Below are 18,566 nucleotides of genomic sequence, written 5' to 3'. Positions count from 1 at the left end.
CGCATGGCCGAGGGCGCAGCCGAGCAGGACGACCAGGCGGGCAGGGCGCAAGGACTGCGTGAAGGCCAGCGCCGCCTTGCGCAATGGGTCCGCGATTATAGCCGCCTGCCTGGCATCCCCGACGAGTTCCTGGGACCCGACGGCGCCCCGCGGGCGGTCTGGAGCCGCTTCTTCGATGCCTTCGGCGCGCTCGCGCCCGACGAGGTCGAGCGTCGCTTTGGCATGGCCGACCGCCATCTCCGCGAGGCCGGCGTCACCTACCGCGCCCCAGGCGACAGCGCCGACCGGCCGTGGTCGATCAGCCATCTGCCGCTCCTGATCGACGAGGCCGACTGGAAGCAGCTCTCCGCCGGCATCACCCAGCGCGCCGAATTGCTCGAGCTCGTGCTGCGCGACATCTATGGCGAGGGGCGCCTCATCGCCGAGGGCGCACTGCCCGCGGCTGCGATCGCCGGCAGTCCCGAATATCTCCGCCCCGTCTGCGGCGTGCCGCCGCCCGGCGGGCGCTACCTCTCGATCTATGCCGCCGATGTCGGCCGCGGTCCTGACGGCCGCTGGTGGGTGCTTGGCGACCGCACGCAGGCGCCGTCGGGGGCCGGCTATGCGCTGGAGAACCGCCTGGTGCTCTCGCGCGCCTTCTCCGATCTCTACAAGTCGATGAATGTGCCGCGCGTCGCGCCGTTCTTCGAGGCGTTCCGCGACAGCCTGCGCGCGCGTGCCGACCGCGACGAGCCGCGGATCGGCGTGCTCACGCCGGGCAGCTTCAGCGAGACCTATTTCGAGCATGCGACGCTGGCGCGCTATCTCGGCTTCCTCCTGGTTGAGGGCGACGATCTCGCGGTCAGCGACAACCGCGTTCACATCCGCACCGTCGCCGGCCTGAAGCGGCTCGACGTGCTCTTGCGCCGCGTCGATTCCAACTCGCTCGACCCGCTCGAGCTCGACGCGTCCTCGCATCTCGGCGTGCCGGGGCTGATCGACGTGCTGCGCAAGGACGGCGTCGTCATCGCCAACATGCCGGGCTCGGGCGTGCCGGAAGCACGGGCGCTGCTCGGCTTCCTGCCGGCGCTGAGCCGCCGCCTGCTCGGCGAGGAGCTGAAGATGCCGCACATCGCGACCTGGTGGTGCGGCCAGCGCGCGGCGCGCGACGAGGTGCTGGCGCGGCTCGACGAGGTCGCGATCGAGGGTGCCTACCGACGCGGCGTTCCCGGCTTCGACAGCACGGGACCGGTGCTCGCGAGCGAGTTGGATGCGAGCGAGCGCCAGCGCCTGGTCGATGCGATCACCGCGCGCGGCATGGACTATGTCGGTCAGGAGGTGGTGCGGCTCTCGACCATGCCGGTGTGGGAGCAGGGCCAGCTCACGCCGCGGCCGTTCGTGCTGCGCGTGTTCGCAGCCGCCACGCCCGATGGCTGGGCCATCATGCCCGGCGGCTTCTGCCGGATCGCCGAGCAGGCCGACGCGCGCGCGGTATCGATGGGCGACGGTGCCCGCGCCGCCGACGTCTGGGTCGTCTCGGACAAGCAGGTCTCGACCGCGACGCTGCTGCCGGCGACCGACAAGGTGCGCATCCGCCGCATCGCCGGCGTGCTGCCGAGCCGCGCCGCCGACAATCTGTTCTGGCTCGGCCGCTATCTGGAACGCGCCGAGGCGACGCTGCGCCTGGTGCGCGCGTTGGGATCGCCGAGCGGGCCCAACAAGGGCAGCTCGGCTACGATGCAGTCGATTGAACGGATCCAGCGCCTGCTGGTCGCATGGGGCGCGGTCTCGCAAACCTCGCGCGCGGCGCCTGGACCTATCGTCGCCGAAGCGCTGCAGAGCCCGGAGCGTTTCGGCTCGGCGCTGTCGCTGGTCCGCGCGGCGCAGCGCACGGCGACCTCGTTGCGCGAGCGCCTCTCGCCTGATGCCTGGCAGGTCATCACCGAGATGGCCGAGCGCCTCGCCCACGAGGTCGAGGACGACGACAGCGTCTTGAGCGCGGCCGAGCTCACTTTGCAGGAGCTCGCGAGCTTTGCAGGCCTCGCGCAGGAGAACATGAACCGCGCCGCCGGCTGGCGCTTTCTCGACATCGGCCGCCGCGTCGAGCGCGCCGTCAACACCACGCGCTTCACGCGTCAATTCGCCTATGACGAGGCCGGCGACGAGGATCTCGACATCCTGCTGACGCTGGTGGATTGCCAGATCACCTACCGCTCGCGCTATCTGCTGGCGCCGGTCCTGGCGCCGGTACGCGACCTCGCCGTGCTCGATCCCTACAATCCGCGTTCGGTGGCGTTCCAGGTGACGACGCTCAACGAGCACATCGCCGCGCTGCCGAGCCTGAAGGAGCACGGCCTGATCGAGAAGCCGCAGCGGCTTGCAGTGGCGATGCAGGCGATGCTCGCGACCGCGGAGGCCGAGAAGCTCGAGGTCAAGACGCTGTTCGCGCTGGAGCAGGATCTGCTCAGCCTCGCGGAGGCGATCGGGCAGCACTATTTCCCGCACGGCCCCAATGCCAGCCGGCCGGAAAAGTTGACGGGGCTGGCGTGATCTACGACATCCGTCACGTCACGACTTACGAATATGAGAGTCCGGTCAGCTTCGCCCGCTGCACGCTGCGGCTGGAGCCGAACAGCGGCAATGGCCAGGAACTGATCTCACACCACGTCGAGATCCGTCCGCGTCCGGCCGAGCGCAATCTCCGCCGCGATTTCTTTGGCACGCTCACCGAGAGCGTGGTGATCGAAGCTGCGCACCGCAACTTGCGGATCGATTCTCGATCACGTGTGTCCGTCTCGCGACAGCCGCCAGCGCGTGATGCGGAAAGCCCGGCCTGGGAAAGCATTCGCGACATTGCCTTCGAGGCGACGAGCCTCGGGCCGTCCTCGCCAGTCGGCTATGTCTTTGCGAGCCCGCTGGTGCCGGTGTTGCATCCGCTCAGCGCCTACGCGGCGATGAGCTTTGCGCCCGGCGCCGGCATCCTCAAAGGTGCCGCCAATCTCATGCATCGCATCCGCAGCGATTTTCGCTACGACCCGAAGGCGACAGTGATCTCGACGCCGCTCGGCGAGGTCTTCGACAAGCGTCACGGCGTCTGCCAGGATTTTGCCCACGTGATGATCGCAGGGTTGCGCGGGCTCGGCCTGCCGGCGGCCTATGTCAGCGGTTATCTGCGTACCGTTCCGCCGGCGGGCCAGCCGCGTCTGCAAGGTGCCGACGCCACCCACGCCTGGGTGTCGCTGTGGTGCGGGGCGGAGCTCGGCTGGGTCGATTTCGATCCCACCAACGATCTCCTGGTCGCAAATGACCATATCGTGCTCGCGGTCGGGCGCGATTTTTCCGACGTGTCGCCGGTCGACGGCATCATCGTCGGCTCGCCGAAGCAGAAACTCGGCGTCGCCGTGGACGTGCTGCTGGTGGAATGACCGCAATCTTGCGGTTTGGACGGAAGCCACCCCAAGATGTATCGCGCCGCAACTGCAACTGAGGTATGACGCAGCGCAACTGCAACATATTTTCGTGTTTTCGTGCCGGGATTTGGTCAGTCGGCCCAAGATGGGCTATGCTCGCTCGTGCGTCGAGGACAAGAATGAGGCGTCGGGAGTTGGTATGGAACACCAGCGACAGACGGGGCTGCATCCATGATGACGTTACCGAGACTGGCGGCCGAGACCCTCGAGAAGATGCTGGGCTCGTTCATGCGTCGCCGGTACGACGAGACCTCTGCCAGGATGCTGGAAGGCTCGACGCGCACCGCGATGGAATGCATCGGCAACAGCGACGCGTTGTATCACAACATCGAGCATACGATGCTGGTGACATTGGCCGCTCAGGCGATCCTCATGGGACGTAATCTCCATGCGCATCTTGCCGCCGAGGACTACCTCCATATCCTGATCGCCTGCCTCGCGCACGACATCGGCTATGTTCGCGGCCTGTTTCCCGAGGATGACGAACACGGTTTTATCATCGACGAGGCTGGAACCAAGGTGTCGCTGCCGCGGGGCGCGTCGGATGCCAGTCTGATGATGTATCACGTTGATCGCTCGAAACTCTTTGTGCGGCGGCGGCTGCCGCCGATCCGCGGCCTCGACTCTGAGCGTGTCGCGCGTGCCATCGAGGGCACGCGGTTTCCGGCCCGCGAGGGCCAGGACTATGACAAGGAAGCCTCGATCCTGCGCGCCGCCGATTTCATCGGCCAGCTCGGCGATCCCAACTATCTGCGCAAGGCCAACGCGCTCTATTACGAGTTCGAGGAGGTCGGCATCAACCGCCAGCTCGGCTACGACTCGCCCGCCGACATCGTCAACCGCTACCCACAGTTCTACTGGAACAGCGTCGCGCCGCACATCCAGACCGAGATCGGCTATCTGAACAAGACCGAGATCGGCCGGCAGTGGATCGCCAATCTTTACAGCAACGTGTTCCGCGCCGAACGCGACATCTCGCTGTCCGGTCCGCAGAAATGACATCGAGCTCCTAGCTCGGATGAACGCAGCGATATCCAGGTTCAGCATGGCCTCGGAAGTCGCTCCGCTCGTCCGAGGCTACGATAGCGAACAGCTCGGCGAACAAATCATGCAACACAAAACGATCGCCACCGACATCCTCGACATCGCCTATCTCGACTATGGCCCGCTCGACGGCTGGCCCTGCATCATGGGCCACGGCTTTCCCTACGATGTGAACGCCTATGCCGAGGCCGCACCGATTATGGCACGGGCCGGCGCGCGGGTGCTGGTGCCCTGGCTGCGCGGCTACGGGCCGACGCGGTTTCGCGCTGCCGGGACGCTGCGCTCCGGCGAGCAGGCGGCGCTTGGCGCGGATCTCCTGGCCTTCATGGACGCACTCGGCATCAAGCGCGCGGTCGTCGGCGGCTATGACTGGGGCGGACGCGCCGCCTGCGTGGTTTCGGCGCTCTATCCGGAGCGCGTGATCGCTCTCGTCTCCGGCAATTCCTACAACATCCAGAACATCGCCCTCGCGATGGAGCCGGCCTCGCCGGCCGAAGAGGCCGCGCTCTGGTATCAATATCTCTTCCACAACGAGCGCGGCCGCCGCGCGCTGGAGCGCAACCGGCGCGGCTTTGCGCGTCAGCTCTGGTCGATGTGGTCGCCGAAATGGACGTTCGACGAGGCGACGTTCGAGAAAAGCGCGGTATCCTTCGACAATCCTGATTTCGTCGATGTCGTGATCCATTCCTACCGCCACCGCTATGCGCTTGTTGACGGCGACCCCGCCTATGCCGCGATCGAGGCCAAGCTCGCCGCGCAGCCGCCGATCCGCGTCCCGACCATCGCAATCGACGGCGATAGCGACGGCGTCAATCCCGGCACTGCCCATCACGCGCGCAAGTTCGAGGGGTTGTTCGAGCGGCGCGTTTTCACGAATGCCGGTCATAATTTGCCGCAGGAGCGGCCGGTCGAATGGGCGAGGGCCGTGCTCGACGTCCGGAAAGCGGCCGCATAGAGCCCGTTTCTAGTCTCGCGGCTGGCTTGTCTGTCATGCTTCCGATTTTTCCTGATTCTGGGAACCTTTTCCGATTGCAGCCGTCCAAGCTGTGGGGCCGCCTCTGTGTTGCGGCTCGTCGCAGGGGAGGATCTAGATGAAGTCACAAGTGCGCAAGCTGGAACGTGTCGCGGTTGCGCAGAGGCCAACCGAACGGCCTGATCGGGCGGAGGTCGAGCAAGCGGTCCGGACCATGATCCGCTGGGCGGGCGATGATCCCGCGCGCGACGGCCTGCGCGATACACCGGATCGGGTTGCGCGTGCCTTCGAAGAATATTTTTCCGGCTATGCGCTGGATCCAACCGAAATCCTGCAAAAGACCTTCGAGGAAATCGAGGGCTATGACGAGATGATCGTCCTGCGCGGCGTCCGCTTCGAAAGCCATTGCGAGCACCACATGGCGCCGATCGTCGGCCGCGCCTGGGTTGCCTATATTCCGCAAGGGCGCGTGGTCGGCATCTCAAAGCTGGCGCGCGTGGTGGACATCTATGCGAAACGCCTCCAGATCCAGGAGAAGATGACCGCGCAGATCGCCAATACCATCAACGACGTGCTGAAGCCCGAAGGCGTCGGCGTCATCATCAAGGCGACGCATCACTGCATGACCACGCGCGGTGCGCACAAGCCCGGGACCGATCTCGTCACCAGCCGCATGCTGGGCGTGTTCCGCGACAATGCGCTGACACGTCAGGAGCTGTTGGGGCTGGCCAATTCGGACGATTGATCCGCGCTTGCTCAAGGAGATGACGCCATGACCGAGGACAACAAGCCGAGCGGACCCGATCTGGCCAGGGGCGTATCACTGACCGCGTTCGAGGACGGCAAATTGCTCGGCCACGTCGGCGAGGAAGACGTCCTGCTGGTGCAGGCCGGCAGCGAGATTTTTGCGATCGAGCCGGCCTGCAGCCACTACCACGGCCCGCTCGCCGATGGTCTGGTGGTCGGCGACACCATCCGCTGTCCCTGGCATCACGCCTGCTTCTCCCTGCGCACAGGCGAAGCCACCCGCCCGCCGGCGCTGAACGCGCTGGCGGTGTGGGAGGTCACGCGCGATCGGGACAACATCGTCGTCCAGCGCAAGCGCGACGCACCGAAGCCGTCGGCAGCGCATCGCAGCGCGTCGACGCCGGAGAAATTCGTGATCATCGGCGGCGGCGCGGCTGGCTTCGCCGCGGCCGACACGCTCCGGCGCGAGGGCTTTGCCGGTGCCATCACCATGCTCAGCAATGACGGCGCGATGCCGGTCGACCGGCCCAACCTCTCAAAGGATTACCTCGCCGGCAACGCGCCAGAGGATTGGCTGCCGCTGCGGGCCGAGGATTATTATCACGACGCGGGCATCGATCTCAGGCTCAACACGAACGTCTCCGCCATTGATCCGCAGGCGCGCAACGTCACGCTGGGCAATGGCGACAGACTGCCGTTCGACAAGCTGCTGCTGGCGACCGGGGCCGAGCCGGTCAAGTTGCAGATCCCGGGCGCGGACCAGCCGCGCGTCCACACCTTGCGCTCGGTTGCCGATAGCCGCGCCATCATCAAGGCCGCAGGGACCGCCAAGCGCGCCCTGGTGATCGGCGCCAGTTTTATCGGCCTCGAAGTCGCAGCTTCCTTGCGGGCGCGGAAGATCGAGGTGCATGTGGTCGCGCCCGAGCAACGGCCGATGCAGCGCGTGCTCGGCTCGGAGATGGGCGACTTCGTTCGCGCACTGCACGAAGAAAACGGTGTGATCTTCCACCTCGAGGACACCGTGGAGAAGCTCGAGGGCGCACGCGCCACGCTGAAGAGCGGCGGCGTCATCGAGGCCGATCTCGTCGTGGTCGGCATCGGCGTCAAGCCGCGTCTCGCGCTCGCCGAGCAGGCGGGTCTTGCCGCCGATCGCGGCGTGAGCGTGAACGAATATCTGGAGACCAGCGCATCCGGCATCTTCGCCGTCGGCGACATCGCGCGCTGGCCCGATCCGCACTCAGGCCAGAACATCCGCGTCGAGCATTGGGTCGTTGCCGAGCGCCAGGGCCAGACCGCAGCGCGCAACATGCTCGGCAAGCGCGAGCGCTTCGACGCGGTGCCGTTCTTCTGGTCCCAGCATTACGATGTGCCGATCAACTATGTCGGCCACGCCGAGAGCTTTGACGATATAGTGATCGACGGCAGCATCCCGGGCAAGGACTGCCTGCTGAAGTACCGCAAGGGCGCCCGCGTGCTCGCGGTTGCTTCGATTTACCGTGATCTCGACAATCTCAAGGCCGAGCTCGGGATGGAGCGGTCGCGCACCTGAAGCCAAGCATCGGGTTTGACCCTCAACTCCTCACGTTACAGGCGCTGGAGGCGCTCCATCAGCAACTCGACGCAAGACCGTCTGGCGCAACTCCGCTGATCTGATGTGCTGACAAAAAACAGCACGCAGCGCGTTCGCTTCGCGCGGAGATGATCACCGGGGAGAAACCATGAAATCCGCCTTGGTCCTGGCCGCAGCGCTGGCTTCCGCCTGTCTGTTCACGCCCGTCGCCGCGCAAAAATCCTACGGTCCGGGCGTCACCGACACCGAGATCAAGATCGGCAATACCATGCCCTATAGCGGCCCGGCCTCGCCGCTCAGCATCACCGGCAGGGTGATCGCGGCCTATTTCGATGAGGTCAACGAGAAGGGCGGGGTCAATGGCCGCAAGCTCAATCTGATTTCCCTGGACGACGCCTTCTCCCCGCCCAAGACCATGGAAGCGGCGCGGCGGCTGGTCGAAGGCGATGGCGTCGCCTTCATCTTCGCCACCATGGGCACCGCGCCGAGCTCGGCGATCGCAAAGTACCTGAACAGCAACAAGGTGCCGCAGCTGTTCCTGATCAGTTCGGCCTCGAAATGGAACGATCCCGCCAACATGCCCTGGTCAATGGCGCTGCCATGGGCGCCGAACTACACCAGCGAAGCGGCGATCGACGTCGCCTATGCCCGTGCCAAGAATCCGAATGCGCGCTTTGCGGTGCTCTATCAGAACGACGACGCTGGGAAGGAATATCTGCGCGGCGTCAAGGAAGCGCTCGGTGCCGACGCCGACAAGGCGATCGCGATGGCCTCGAGCTTCGAGGTTGCCGACCCCACAGTCGATTCCCAGGTGCTGACGCTCGCCAATACCAAGGCCGACGTCTTCATGATCTATTCGGTGACGCCGCGCGCCTGCGCGCAGGCGATCCGCAAGGCGCATGAGGTCGGCTGGCAGCCGACGCGCTTCCTCGCCTCCGGCTGCGCCAACAAGGCGACCGTGATGGTGCCGGCCGGCCTCGATGCCGGCAAGGGCGTGCTGTCGCTCGGCGCGCTCAAGCCGTTCGTCGCCGAGCCCAAGAACGATCCGGCGATGACGGCCTATATCGATTTCATGAAGAAGCGCCTGCCCAATGCAGACATCAACAACGTCGCCGGCCTCTACGGCTACACCGTGGCCGAGGCGCTGGTGGTCCTGCTCAAGCAGTGCAAGGACAATCTGACGCGCGAGAACATCATGGCGCAGGCGTCGAACCTGAAGAACGTGCCGCTGTCGCTGCTGATGCCCGGCATCACCCTCAACACCACCCCGCAGGATTTCCGCCCGATCAAAGACGGCTACATGCTCCAGTTCGACGGCAACGACTGGGTCGTGGCGAGCGAGCTGCTGCGCGGTACCTGACGCGCCGGCCGAGCGAACGGGAGGATACGATGGATTTTCAACACTCCGCCCGTTCGCTCGAGCTCCAGGACCGCGTCCGCCAATTCATGCGGACGCATGTCGAGCCCGTCGAGGAGCTCTATTACGAGCAGGTCAAGCCGGAGGCCGCGCGCTACAAGACGCCGCAGGTGCTTCAGGACCTGAAGAAGCTGGCGCGGGAGCACGGGCTCTGGAACCTGTTTCTCTCCGGCGAGCACGGACCGGGCCTCAGCAACCTCGACTACGCGCCCGTGAAGGAGATCATGGGCCGCATCCTCTGGGCGCCCGAGGTCTTCAACTGCTCGGCCCCTGATGTCGGCAACATGGAGGTGCTGGCGAACTACGGCACGCCCGCGCAGCAGGAGCGCTGGCTGAAGCCGCTGCTGGAAGGGCGCATCCGCTCCGGCTTCTCGATGACGGAGCCGCAGGTCGCCTCCAGCGATGCCACCAATATCCAGTGCGAGATCCGCCGCGACGGCGACGATTACGTCATCAATGGCCGCAAATGGTTCACGTCAGGCGCCATGAACGAGGATTGCGAGATCCTGATCGTGATGGGCAAGACCGCGCCCGATCATCCCGACCGCCACCGCCAGCAATCCATGATCCTGGTGCCCAAGGCGACGCCTGGCGTGCGCATCGTCCGCGATATGCTGACCTACGGCTATGACGACGCGCCGGTCGGCCATCCCGAGATCGTCTACGACAACGTCCGTGTGCCCGCTGAGAACATCCTGCTCGGCGAGGGCCGCGGTTTCGAGATCGCGCAGGGGCGGCTCGGGCCCGGCCGCATCCACCATTGCATGCGGCTGATCGGCTGTGCTCAGCGCGCGCTGGAACTGATGTGCCGGCGAGCGACTTCCCGTCTTGCCTTCGGCAAGCCGCTGGCGGAGCAGGGCTCGGTGCGCGAGGACATCGCGCACTCCTTCTGCGAGATTGCGCAGGCGCGGCTGCTCACGCTGCAAGCCGCCGATAAGATGGACCGCGACGGCAACAAGGCCGCGCGCGACCTGATCGCCGCCGCCAAGATCGTGGTGCCCAGCATGGCCGCCCGCGTCATCGATCGCGCCATCCAGATCCACGGGGCTGCCGGCGTCTCGCAGGACACGTTCCTTGCGCGTGCTTACGTCTACGCCCGCTTCATCCGCATCGGCGACGGGCCGGACCAGGTGCATCTTGCGGCGGTGGGGAAGGAGCTGATCAGGCGTGGCGGGGTGACGGCGGGCTAGGGCTATTGCGCTCCTGCTCTCGGTCAGTCGGATAGCCAGGCTGCCCATGTCGAATGCAGGCGCACCGGGCCCACGTCTCCAGGGCTTGATAGCTCTCGCCCGAAAAAGACCGTGATGGCCACCGGAAGCGAGATCTCTGCGGCAGGGCGAAGTGCCTTCACTGTTACCCTCTTTTAGGGCGTGTGGGCTAAACACGCGGGTGCCCGATCGATGCGGATGTCCGCCTAGGCTGCCACGGGCTGCTCTGCAGGAGAAGGTACGCCGTGGGTCTGTTAGATGACCAATTCAGCGCAAGACGACGTTGGATTGTCGTGGCTGCGATCCTCCTGGCGGCCCTGGTCATTCAAATCCCCCTCGTCCTCCACGCGGATCTGGGCTGGCTTCTGACTGCAAACGAAAAGATCCTGGATGGCCGGAAGCTCGGCATCGACCTCTTTGAGTCCAACCCGCCTCTGTCGGTCTACATGTACATGCCGACGGTGATGCTCGCGCGCGTGACCGGTGTTGCACCCGAATTCGTCGTGATCGTCTTGGTGATTGCCGAGATCGCCGGCGCGCTTCTGTTGATGGACCGAGCGGCCGCAGCCGCAAGGCTGGGAGCCCGGGAGAGAAGTATTTCAACCTGGTCGTTTGCGCTTCTGCTCGCAATTCTTCCGGGTGCCATCTTTGGACAACGTGAACACATCGCGGTGATCGCGTTGACCCCGTTTGTCGCCGTCGCCGCACTGCGCTGGCGCGGGCTCGATTCTGGATGGGTGGCGATCGTCGCCGGAGCGGGGGCGGGGCTCGCCATGAGTATCAAGCCATTCTTTGCTCTGGTGGCAGGCCTCCCGATCATCCTGGGCGCGCTCCGCCAGCGTTCTTTCAGGTCCTTGTTCACCTCGGAAGCGTGCACGGCTGCTGCTGTCGTCATCGGCTACGCGGCGGTGGTGATAGCCGTCTTCCCCGCCTATCTCTCCACCTATGCCCCGATGGTCGCCGAGGCGTATCTGCCGATCAGAAGGGAATTTGGTCGCCTGCTCCCCATTCCAATCGCGGTGATAGGCGCTTCCATCGGCTTCCTGCGCCTGCTTGGCCGCCAAACTCTCAAAATGCAGAGCGAGGCGATCCCTTGGCTGGCCGCCGCGGTCGGCGGAGCCGCGGGTTTCCTTCTTCAGGGCAAGGGCTGGCCATATACGGCTTTCGCGCTTTGTCTGTTTGCGATTGCGGCGCCGCTGCTACAGGCCTGCGCGAGGGCAGTGCGAGCGCCGATTGTGATCGGTGGCCTCGCAACCGTTGTGGCCATCGGGCTGTATTTGTCCTCACCGGCCCCAGGGTTTCCGCCGCTGAAGGAGCGTGTCCAGGCCCTCGTGAAGCAGCCGCGGCTGATTACGATCACCGACCACATCGGACTGGGGCACCCCCTCGTCCGTCAGATCGGCGGCACTTGGGTGGGCAGCTCGTGTGCGCAGCTTTTGGCGGCCGGCGCAATACTGCGCGAGAACAGCTCGCAACCGACTCCGGAGGAGCGGGCACGATTGGACAGCATCATCAATTTCGAACGACGGCATTTGCTGGCGGACCTGCGAAACGGTCGGCCAAATGTCATTCTCGTGGATACTTATCTGCTGAGCACGTTCGAGTTCGATTGGTTGGCCTGGGCCAATTCAGACGCTGAACTCAAGCTGGAGCTAAGTCGCTATCGCGAAATCGAGGACGTCGGCCGCGTTCGCATCTTCGTCGATCGATCAAGCCTGGAATGATAAGCCGCTCTCTCGTTCGATGTGCACCGACCGAACGGCAGATAAAGGCTCCGGCGCAGCCGGGGCTGCAGGGAGAACGCTGGAGGGCGCGCCATTGCGATGGTGACATCATGCCCCTGTTTTGCCCGACGTGTCAAACGGCTTCGTGAAATCCGCAGTCGTTGGCGCCGACCGTCAAGTCATTGATATAGCTGCCCCCGCCTACTGTGCATGGGGTTGTTTTTCGACTTTTTTCGAGGATGGGCCTTGCCGTTCGCTCACCCCGCCTTGGCGGTGCGGCCGTCCGCCGCGCCCGAACGCAGGTTCTGGAAGAATTTCTCCACCTCGCGCGACAGCGTGTCCGCCGTCTCCGTCAGGCTGCTCGCCGCCGTCAGCACGGATGCCGCCGCCGTGTCGGTCTCGCCGATCGCGTCGCGCAGCGAGGTGATGTTGGCGACCAGGGTCTCGTTGCCCTGCGCGGCCGATTGCGCGTTGGAGGAAATCTCGCGCGTGGCGGCGTCCTGCTGGTCGATGGCGCCGGCGATCGCCGAGGTGACCTCGTTGATCTCGCGCACCGCGCCGCCGATCTCGCGGACGGCCTCGACCGCATTGCGCGTGGAGGCCTGGATCATCGAGACGTTCTCGCCGATCTCGGCGGTGGCCTTGGCGGTCTGGCCCGCGAGCGCCTTCACCTCATGGGCGACGACGGCAAAGCCGCGGCCGGCATCGCCGGCGCGGGCCGCCTCGATGGTGGCGTTGAGCGCGAGCAGGTTGGTCTGCTCGGCGATCGCCTGGATCAGGTTGAGAACGCCGTCGATACGTTGGGTGGCCGCGGCAAGGCTCTCGATCTCGGAGATCGACTTCTCGGTGCGCTGGCCGGTCTGCTCGACCGCGCCGGCGGATTGCCGCACCTGGCGACCGATCTCTTCCACCGAGGTCGACAGTTCCTCGGCGGCGCTCGCCACCGCCGTGACGTTCTGCGAGGCCTGCTCGGTGGCGTTCGCCGCCGTGCCGGCGCGACTATTCGCATCCGCAGTGACGCGCGTGATGGTCTGCGCCGTCTCGCGCATGGTGGAAGCGTTGTCGCTGAGGCCGCGCATGATGGCGCCAATCGCCTCGCGAAACGCCTCGACGGATTTTTCGATATGGCGGGCGCGCTCCTCGCGCGCGGCGGAGTCGTGCGAGACCTGCGAGGCGAGATTGCGGTTGCGGTCCATTGCCTCCTGGAAGACCTCGATCGCGCGTGCCAGCGCGCCGATCTCGTCGGCTCGGTTGCTATAGGGCACCACGACGTTCTCGGTCCCGTCGGCGACCTGCTTGATGGTCGCCGTGATGGCCGAGAGAGGCCGTGCGATCGAGCGGGCGATGATGACGATACCGATCACGACCAGGGCCAGCGCGATGCCGCCGAGGCAGGTCAGGACGAAAGACAGCGTGCGATTGGTCTCGGTCTGCTGGGCGATTTGCCTGCCGCGTTCGGCATACACCTTGGAGAGCGCTTCGAGGTCCTTGTTCAGCGCCGAGCGCACGCTGCGATTGGCGTCGTTGTCGCCCCATTCGCGGCCCGCGGCCGCATTGATCTCAATGCCGCGGCGCACCAGCTCCTTGCGGAACTCGACGAACTGTTCGATGCGCTTCTTGAAGGTGGAAAACTGCTCGGCGTCGTCGGCCTTGACGATGGTCTCCCAGCGCTTCACGACGTCGAGGATCTGCGCGTTGAACTTGAGCAGGCCCTCGCCGTATTTCTTCACCACGGCGGGCTCGGTCGACATGTAGACGCCGCGCGATTCCATCACGACCGCATAGACCAGCGAGTTGACCCGCTCGACGTTCAGCGCGGCCGCGTTCGCCGTCTCGATCGCGCTGGTCAGGTCGGCGCTGCGGCGGCTGTTGTAGTCGGACAGCATCGCGATCGCTGCCGTGAGCAGCGCAAACAGCGCGAAGATCGCGTAGAGCTTGGTGGCAAGCGTGAAACGGCCGGCAAGGCCAGCGGCATTCCCAGATCGGTCTGATGGCATGGTGTTCAAGAGGCCCGTGATGGCCTGGAGCGGCCGGTGGCGCGGTCGTTTGAATTTGATGCAAAACTATGCAGAACGAAGATGGATGCGGCGTTAACGCCGCAGGCCCGGAAGAGCGCGCCGGCCGGGCGGAAATACGAAATGTTTCAGCTGGTTGGGAAAGCCGCATCGATCTCCGGCAGGTCGCCCCCCGGGAATCCGGCGGGATGCTCCAAACATCGGCGTGCACGCCGGCCGCCGAAAGCGTATTCCTGCCGTCGGGATCGCCTTCGAGATTGAATTTGGACTCGGCCACCGGCCGACGACCCTGGAGAGGCCCTTGGTCTACCGCCACACCATCGACGCGACGACCTACACGTTCCCGGACCTGCGCGACCTTCTCGCCAAGGCGACGCCGCCGCGCTCCGGCGACCGGTTGGCTGGGATCGCCGCCGCCAGCGCCGAGCAGATGATCGCGGCGCGGATGGCGCTCGCCGATCTCCCCCTCGGACAGTTCCTCCAGGAAGCCGTCATCCCCTATGAGGCCGACGAGGTCACCCGTCTCGTCGTCGACAGCCACGACGCAAAGGCCTTTGCGCCGGTGGCCTCGCTGACGGTCGGCGCTTTCCGCGACTGGCTGCTATCGGACGCCGCCACGCCCGAGGCATTGAAAATGCTCGCGCCCGGCCTCACGCCGGAAATGGCGGCCGCGGTCTCGAAACTGATGCGCAACCAGGATCTGATCCTGGCGGCGCGGAAGTGTGAGGTCACCACCGCCTTCCGCAACACCATCGGCCTGAAGGGGCGGATGAGCACGCGGCTGCAGCCCAACCATCCGTTCGACGATGCCAGGGGCATCACCGCCTCGATCCTCGACGGCATCCTGCTCGGGGCCGGCGATGCCTGCATCGGCATCAACCCGGCGAGTGACGATCCGGCCGTCGTCGCCCAATTGCTGCGGCTGCTCGACGAGATCATCGCGCGGCTGAAGATCCCGACCCAGGGCTGCGTGCTCACCCATGTCACGACGACGCTGTCGCTGATCGGGCAAGGCGTGCCGGTCGATCTCGTCTTCCAGTCGGTCGCCGGCACCGAAGCCGCCAACCGCAGCTTTGGCGTCGACCTCGCACTTCTGAGGGAAGCCCACGAGGCCGGGTTGTCGCAGCGGCGCGGCACCGTCGGGCAGAACGTGATGTATTTCGAGACTGGCCAGGGCTCGGCGTTATCGGCGGGCGCCCATCACGGCGTCGACCAGCAGACCTGCGAGGCGCGCGCCTATGCGGTCGCCCGCGCCTTTGCGCCGCTTCTGGTCAACAGCGTGGTCGGCTTCATCGGACCGGAATATCTCTATGACGGCAAGGAAATCATCCGGGCCGGGCTAGAGGATCATTTCTGCGGCAAGCTGCTCGGCCTGCCGCTTGGGGTCGACATCTGCTACACCAACCACGCCGAGGCGGACCAGGACGACATGGACAATCTGCTGACGCTGCTCGCCGCCGCCGGCGTCACCTTCATCATGGGCGTGCCCGGTGCCGACGACGTCATGCTGAACTACCAGTCGACCTCTTTTCACGACGCGCTTTATGTCCGTGACGTCTTTTCCCTGCGCCGCGCGCCGGAATTCGATGACTGGCTGGTGTTATCAGGCATTGCCGGCGCCGACTTCCGCCTTGCCGGAGATGCAGGCCTGCTGCCCGATTTTGCCTCGCGGCTGATCGCGTAAGGTCACGGAAAACGCCCGGGAAACTATTGGCGCCCCTCGCTAATTGAATGCCGGCCACAATATTGAGAAATTCCGGCGACAGCATTACGCTAGGTGACTGGCTGGCAATTTCCGCACCATTCGGTCGAGCGTGGCGGGGGAGCTTTGATGCGAGCTGAAAGTAACGGAACGTCCCGGCGGATTCTCTGTGTGTTTCCGCGCTACACCTCGTCGTTCGGCACGTTCGAGCATTCCTATCCCCTGACCGATGGCGTCCGCGCGTTCATGCCGCCGCAGGGGCTGCTGCTGATTTCCGCCTATCTTCCGAAAGAGTGGCAGGTCAAATTCGTCGACGAGAACCTTCGCCGCACGTCGAAGGAGGAGTTCGAATGGGCCGAGGCGGTCTTCGTCAGCGGCATGCACATCCAGCGCCAGCAGATGAACGACATCTGCCGCCGCGCCCATGAATTCGATCTGCCGGTCGCGCTCGGCGGTCCCTCGGTCAGTGCCTGCCCGGACTATTATCCCTCGTTCGACTATCTGCATGTCGGTGAGCTCGGCGACGCCACCAACCGGCTGATCGACATCCTGTCGCGCGACACCTCGCGGCCCCAGCAGCAGGTCGTGCTCACGACCAAGGACCGCGTGCCGATGACGGCGTTTCCGATCCCGGCCTACGAACTGGCCGACGTGAAGAAATACTTCCTCGGCAGCATTCAGTATTCCAGCGGCTGTCCCTATCAGTGCGAGTTCTGCGATATCCCCGGCCTCTACGGGCGCAATCCCCGGATCAAGACGCCGGAGCAGATCATCGCCGAGCTCGACCGTCTGCGCGAATGCGGCATGACCGACACCGTCTATTTCGTCGACGACAATTTCATCGGCAACCGCAAGGCAGCGATGGACCTGCTGCCGCATCTGATCGAATGGCAGAAGCGGACCGGCTACGTGGTGCGGCTCGCCTGCGAGGCGACGCTCAACATCGCCAAGCGGCCCGAGATCCTCGAGAAGATGCGCGAGGCCTATTTCATCACCATCTTCTGCGGCATCGAGACGCCCGACCCCGATGCACTGAAGGCGATGCACAAGGATCACAACATGATGGTCCCGATCCTGGAGGGCGTGCGCACCATCAATTCCTACGGCATGGAGGTCGTGTCCGGCATCATCATGGGACTCGACACCGACAAGCCGAACACGTCGGAGGCGCTGCTCGCTTTCGTCGAGGAGTCCCGGATTCCGCTGCTCACCATCAACCTGCTCCAGGCGCTGCCGAAGACACCGCTGTGGGACCGGCTGGAGCGTGAGGGACGCCTGGTCGACGACGACCGTCGCGATTCAAATGTCGACTTCCTGTTGCCCTATGACGAGGTCGTCGCATCGTGGAAGCACACCATGGCGGTCGCTTACGCGCCCGAGAAGGTCTACGCCCGCTATCAGTATCAATGCGACCACGTCTACGTGCACCGCCTCAAGATGCCGGTGCCGGACGAGATGAAGACCTGGCCCAATATCAGGCGCGCCCTCGTCATGCTGCGCAACATCTTCTGGAAGGTCGGCGTGCTCGGCGACTACAGGCGCGTGTTCTGGAAATTCGCGCTCGGACGCATCAAGCGCGGCGACATCGAAGGCCTGATCGGCTGCACCCTGACCGCGCACCACCTCATCACCTTTGCGCGCGCGGCCTCCAGCGGCAAGCAGAACGCCTCGAACTATTCCATTCGCCTGCGCGAGGCCGCCATTCCCGCCGAATGATGCGACATGTCTGATCCGCTTCCGCCGCGCCGTCCCACGCTCGATCTTCTGCGGACGTTCACGCCCGCGCGCGTTGCGCTGGGCCGCAGCGGCGCGAGCGTGCCGACGCGCGCGCTGCTCGATTTCACGCTCGACCATGCCCGCGCCCGCGATGCCGTGCATGCCGTCTTCGAGGTGCCGCGTCTGGTCACCGATCTCCGCGCGCTAGGCCTGGTCGTGACCGAGGTGAGGAGCCGGGCGGTCGACCGCAGGGACTATCTGCGGCGGCCGGACCTTGGACGGCAGCTTGATGCCGGCTCAGCCGAGCTTCTGGCGCAAAGGGCCTCGGCGCCGTGCCAGCTCGTGGTCGTGATCGGCGAGGGCCTGTCGGCGGCAGCGGTCCACGGCCATGCGGTGGCGCTGCTGAGGCGCCTGCTGCCGCTGCTCGCGGCCGGCGATGGTGTCGCGATCGGCCATGTCGTTGTCGCCTCGGGCGCGCGCGTCGCGCTCGGCGACGAGATCGGCGCGATTCTCGGCGCGCGCATGGTCGCGATGCTGATCGGAGAGCGGCCGGGCCTGTCGGCGCCCGACAGCCTCGGCGCCTATCTGACCTTCGCGCCCAAACCCGGCCGCACCGACGCTGAGCGCAATTGCGTGTCGAACATCCACCGCGCTGGGTTGAGCTATGAGGACGCTGCTTTCAAGATCGCCTGGCTGGTCCGTGAGGGGCTCGCCCGGAAGACCACCGGCGTGGCGCTGAAGGACGAGAGCGCGGACCGCGCGCCGCGTCGAATTGGCACGGCTTTGCTGGAATGACTAGCATTCCGGCAAAATCGCCGCATCTTGATCGATTCGGCCACATTTCGCCGGCTTGCGAGAAGGGTGATTGACCTGCTAAACCCCTCGCGGCGATTTTCCGCGCATTTTCAAAGGGCAAGCCTCCCATTGGTATGGCGTTTTCAAGCCGTTCGCGGGGCGTAATAAGCTCTCAAGACCGAACCGATTTAGGAACTGGATAAGGC

Annotated in this window: 13 protein-coding genes; 12 read left to right on the top strand and 1 reads right to left on the bottom strand. The window is 65.3% G+C overall.

The window, feature by feature from the left end; all coding sequences use genetic code 11:
* Positions 1–3 precede the first annotated feature (3 nt).
* The 9 genes from IVA96_RS22865 (at position 4) to IVA96_RS22825 (ending at position 12,132) form a co-directional block, all read left to right on the top strand.
* Positions 4–2,529: a circularly permuted type 2 ATP-grasp protein gene (locus IVA96_RS22865; RefSeq protein ID WP_247419317.1), complete on the top strand. Its 2,526-nt coding sequence runs from the start codon at positions 4–6 to the stop codon at positions 2,527–2,529.
* Positions 2,526–3,404, top strand: a complete 879-nt coding sequence (locus IVA96_RS22860; RefSeq protein WP_247419314.1) for a transglutaminase family protein — start codon at positions 2,526–2,528, stop codon at positions 3,402–3,404. Before IVA96_RS22865 ends, IVA96_RS22860 begins: the two co-directional genes overlap by 4 nt.
* Before the next feature lie 216 nt (positions 3,405–3,620).
* On the top strand, positions 3,621–4,448 hold the full coding sequence (locus tag IVA96_RS22855; protein WP_247419312.1) for an HD domain-containing protein: 828 nt from the start codon (positions 3,621–3,623) through the stop codon (positions 4,446–4,448).
* 109 nt (positions 4,449–4,557) lie between these two features.
* On the top strand, positions 4,558–5,448 hold the full coding sequence (locus tag IVA96_RS22850; protein WP_247419309.1) for an alpha/beta hydrolase: 891 nt from the start codon (positions 4,558–4,560) through the stop codon (positions 5,446–5,448).
* 136 nt (positions 5,449–5,584) lie between these two features.
* Positions 5,585–6,211 (top strand): GTP cyclohydrolase I FolE, encoded by a 627-nt coding sequence (gene folE / locus IVA96_RS22845; RefSeq protein ID WP_247278915.1) that lies wholly within the window; start codon positions 5,585–5,587, stop codon positions 6,209–6,211.
* A 27-nt stretch (positions 6,212–6,238) separates the two neighbouring features.
* A complete protein-coding gene (locus IVA96_RS22840) occupies positions 6,239–7,762 on the top strand; it encodes an FAD-dependent oxidoreductase (protein WP_247419306.1) in 1,524 nt (507 codons plus the stop codon).
* Between the two features lie 169 nt (positions 7,763–7,931).
* Positions 7,932–9,143, top strand: coding sequence for an ABC transporter substrate-binding protein (locus tag IVA96_RS22835; protein WP_247278913.1), 1,212 nt, complete (start codon positions 7,932–7,934; stop codon positions 9,141–9,143).
* Positions 9,144–9,172: 29 nt separating this feature from the next.
* On the top strand, positions 9,173–10,390 hold the full coding sequence (locus IVA96_RS22830) for an acyl-CoA dehydrogenase family protein (RefSeq protein ID WP_247278912.1): 1,218 nt from the start codon (positions 9,173–9,175) through the stop codon (positions 10,388–10,390).
* Positions 10,391–10,701: 311 nt separating this feature from the next.
* Positions 10,702–12,132 (top strand): hypothetical protein, encoded by a 1,431-nt coding sequence (locus tag IVA96_RS22825; RefSeq protein ID WP_247419304.1) that lies wholly within the window; start codon positions 10,702–10,704, stop codon positions 12,130–12,132.
* A gap of 257 nt (positions 12,133–12,389) precedes the next feature.
* Here IVA96_RS22825 and IVA96_RS22820 read toward each other — a convergent pair whose 3' ends face one another.
* Complete coding sequence (locus IVA96_RS22820; RefSeq protein WP_247419303.1) at positions 12,390–14,129, bottom strand: HAMP domain-containing methyl-accepting chemotaxis protein; 1,740 nt, start codon at positions 14,127–14,129, stop codon at positions 12,390–12,392.
* 319 nt (positions 14,130–14,448) lie between these two features.
* Between IVA96_RS22820 and IVA96_RS22815 the strand changes: the two genes are divergently transcribed.
* The 3 genes from IVA96_RS22815 (at position 14,449) to eutC (ending at position 18,360) form a co-directional block, all read left to right on the top strand.
* Positions 14,449–15,831, top strand: a complete 1,383-nt coding sequence (locus IVA96_RS22815) for an ethanolamine ammonia-lyase subunit EutB (RefSeq protein ID WP_247419302.1) — start codon at positions 14,449–14,451, stop codon at positions 15,829–15,831.
* 147 nt (positions 15,832–15,978) lie between these two features.
* Positions 15,979–17,565, top strand: coding sequence for a B12-binding domain-containing radical SAM protein (locus IVA96_RS22810; RefSeq protein ID WP_247419301.1), 1,587 nt, complete (start codon positions 15,979–15,981; stop codon positions 17,563–17,565).
* A 6-nt stretch (positions 17,566–17,571) separates the two neighbouring features.
* Positions 17,572–18,360, top strand: a complete 789-nt coding sequence (gene eutC / locus IVA96_RS22805) for an ethanolamine ammonia-lyase subunit EutC (protein ID WP_247419300.1) — start codon at positions 17,572–17,574, stop codon at positions 18,358–18,360.
* The last annotated feature ends 206 nt before the right edge of the window (positions 18,361–18,566 follow it).

The organism is Bradyrhizobium sp. 159 (genome assembly GCF_023073795.1).
In the GTDB taxonomy this organism is placed as follows: domain Bacteria; phylum Pseudomonadota; class Alphaproteobacteria; order Rhizobiales; family Xanthobacteraceae; genus Bradyrhizobium.
Note: the sequence above shows the minus strand (reverse complement) of the source record. Positions and strands in the feature narration are given on the sequence as shown.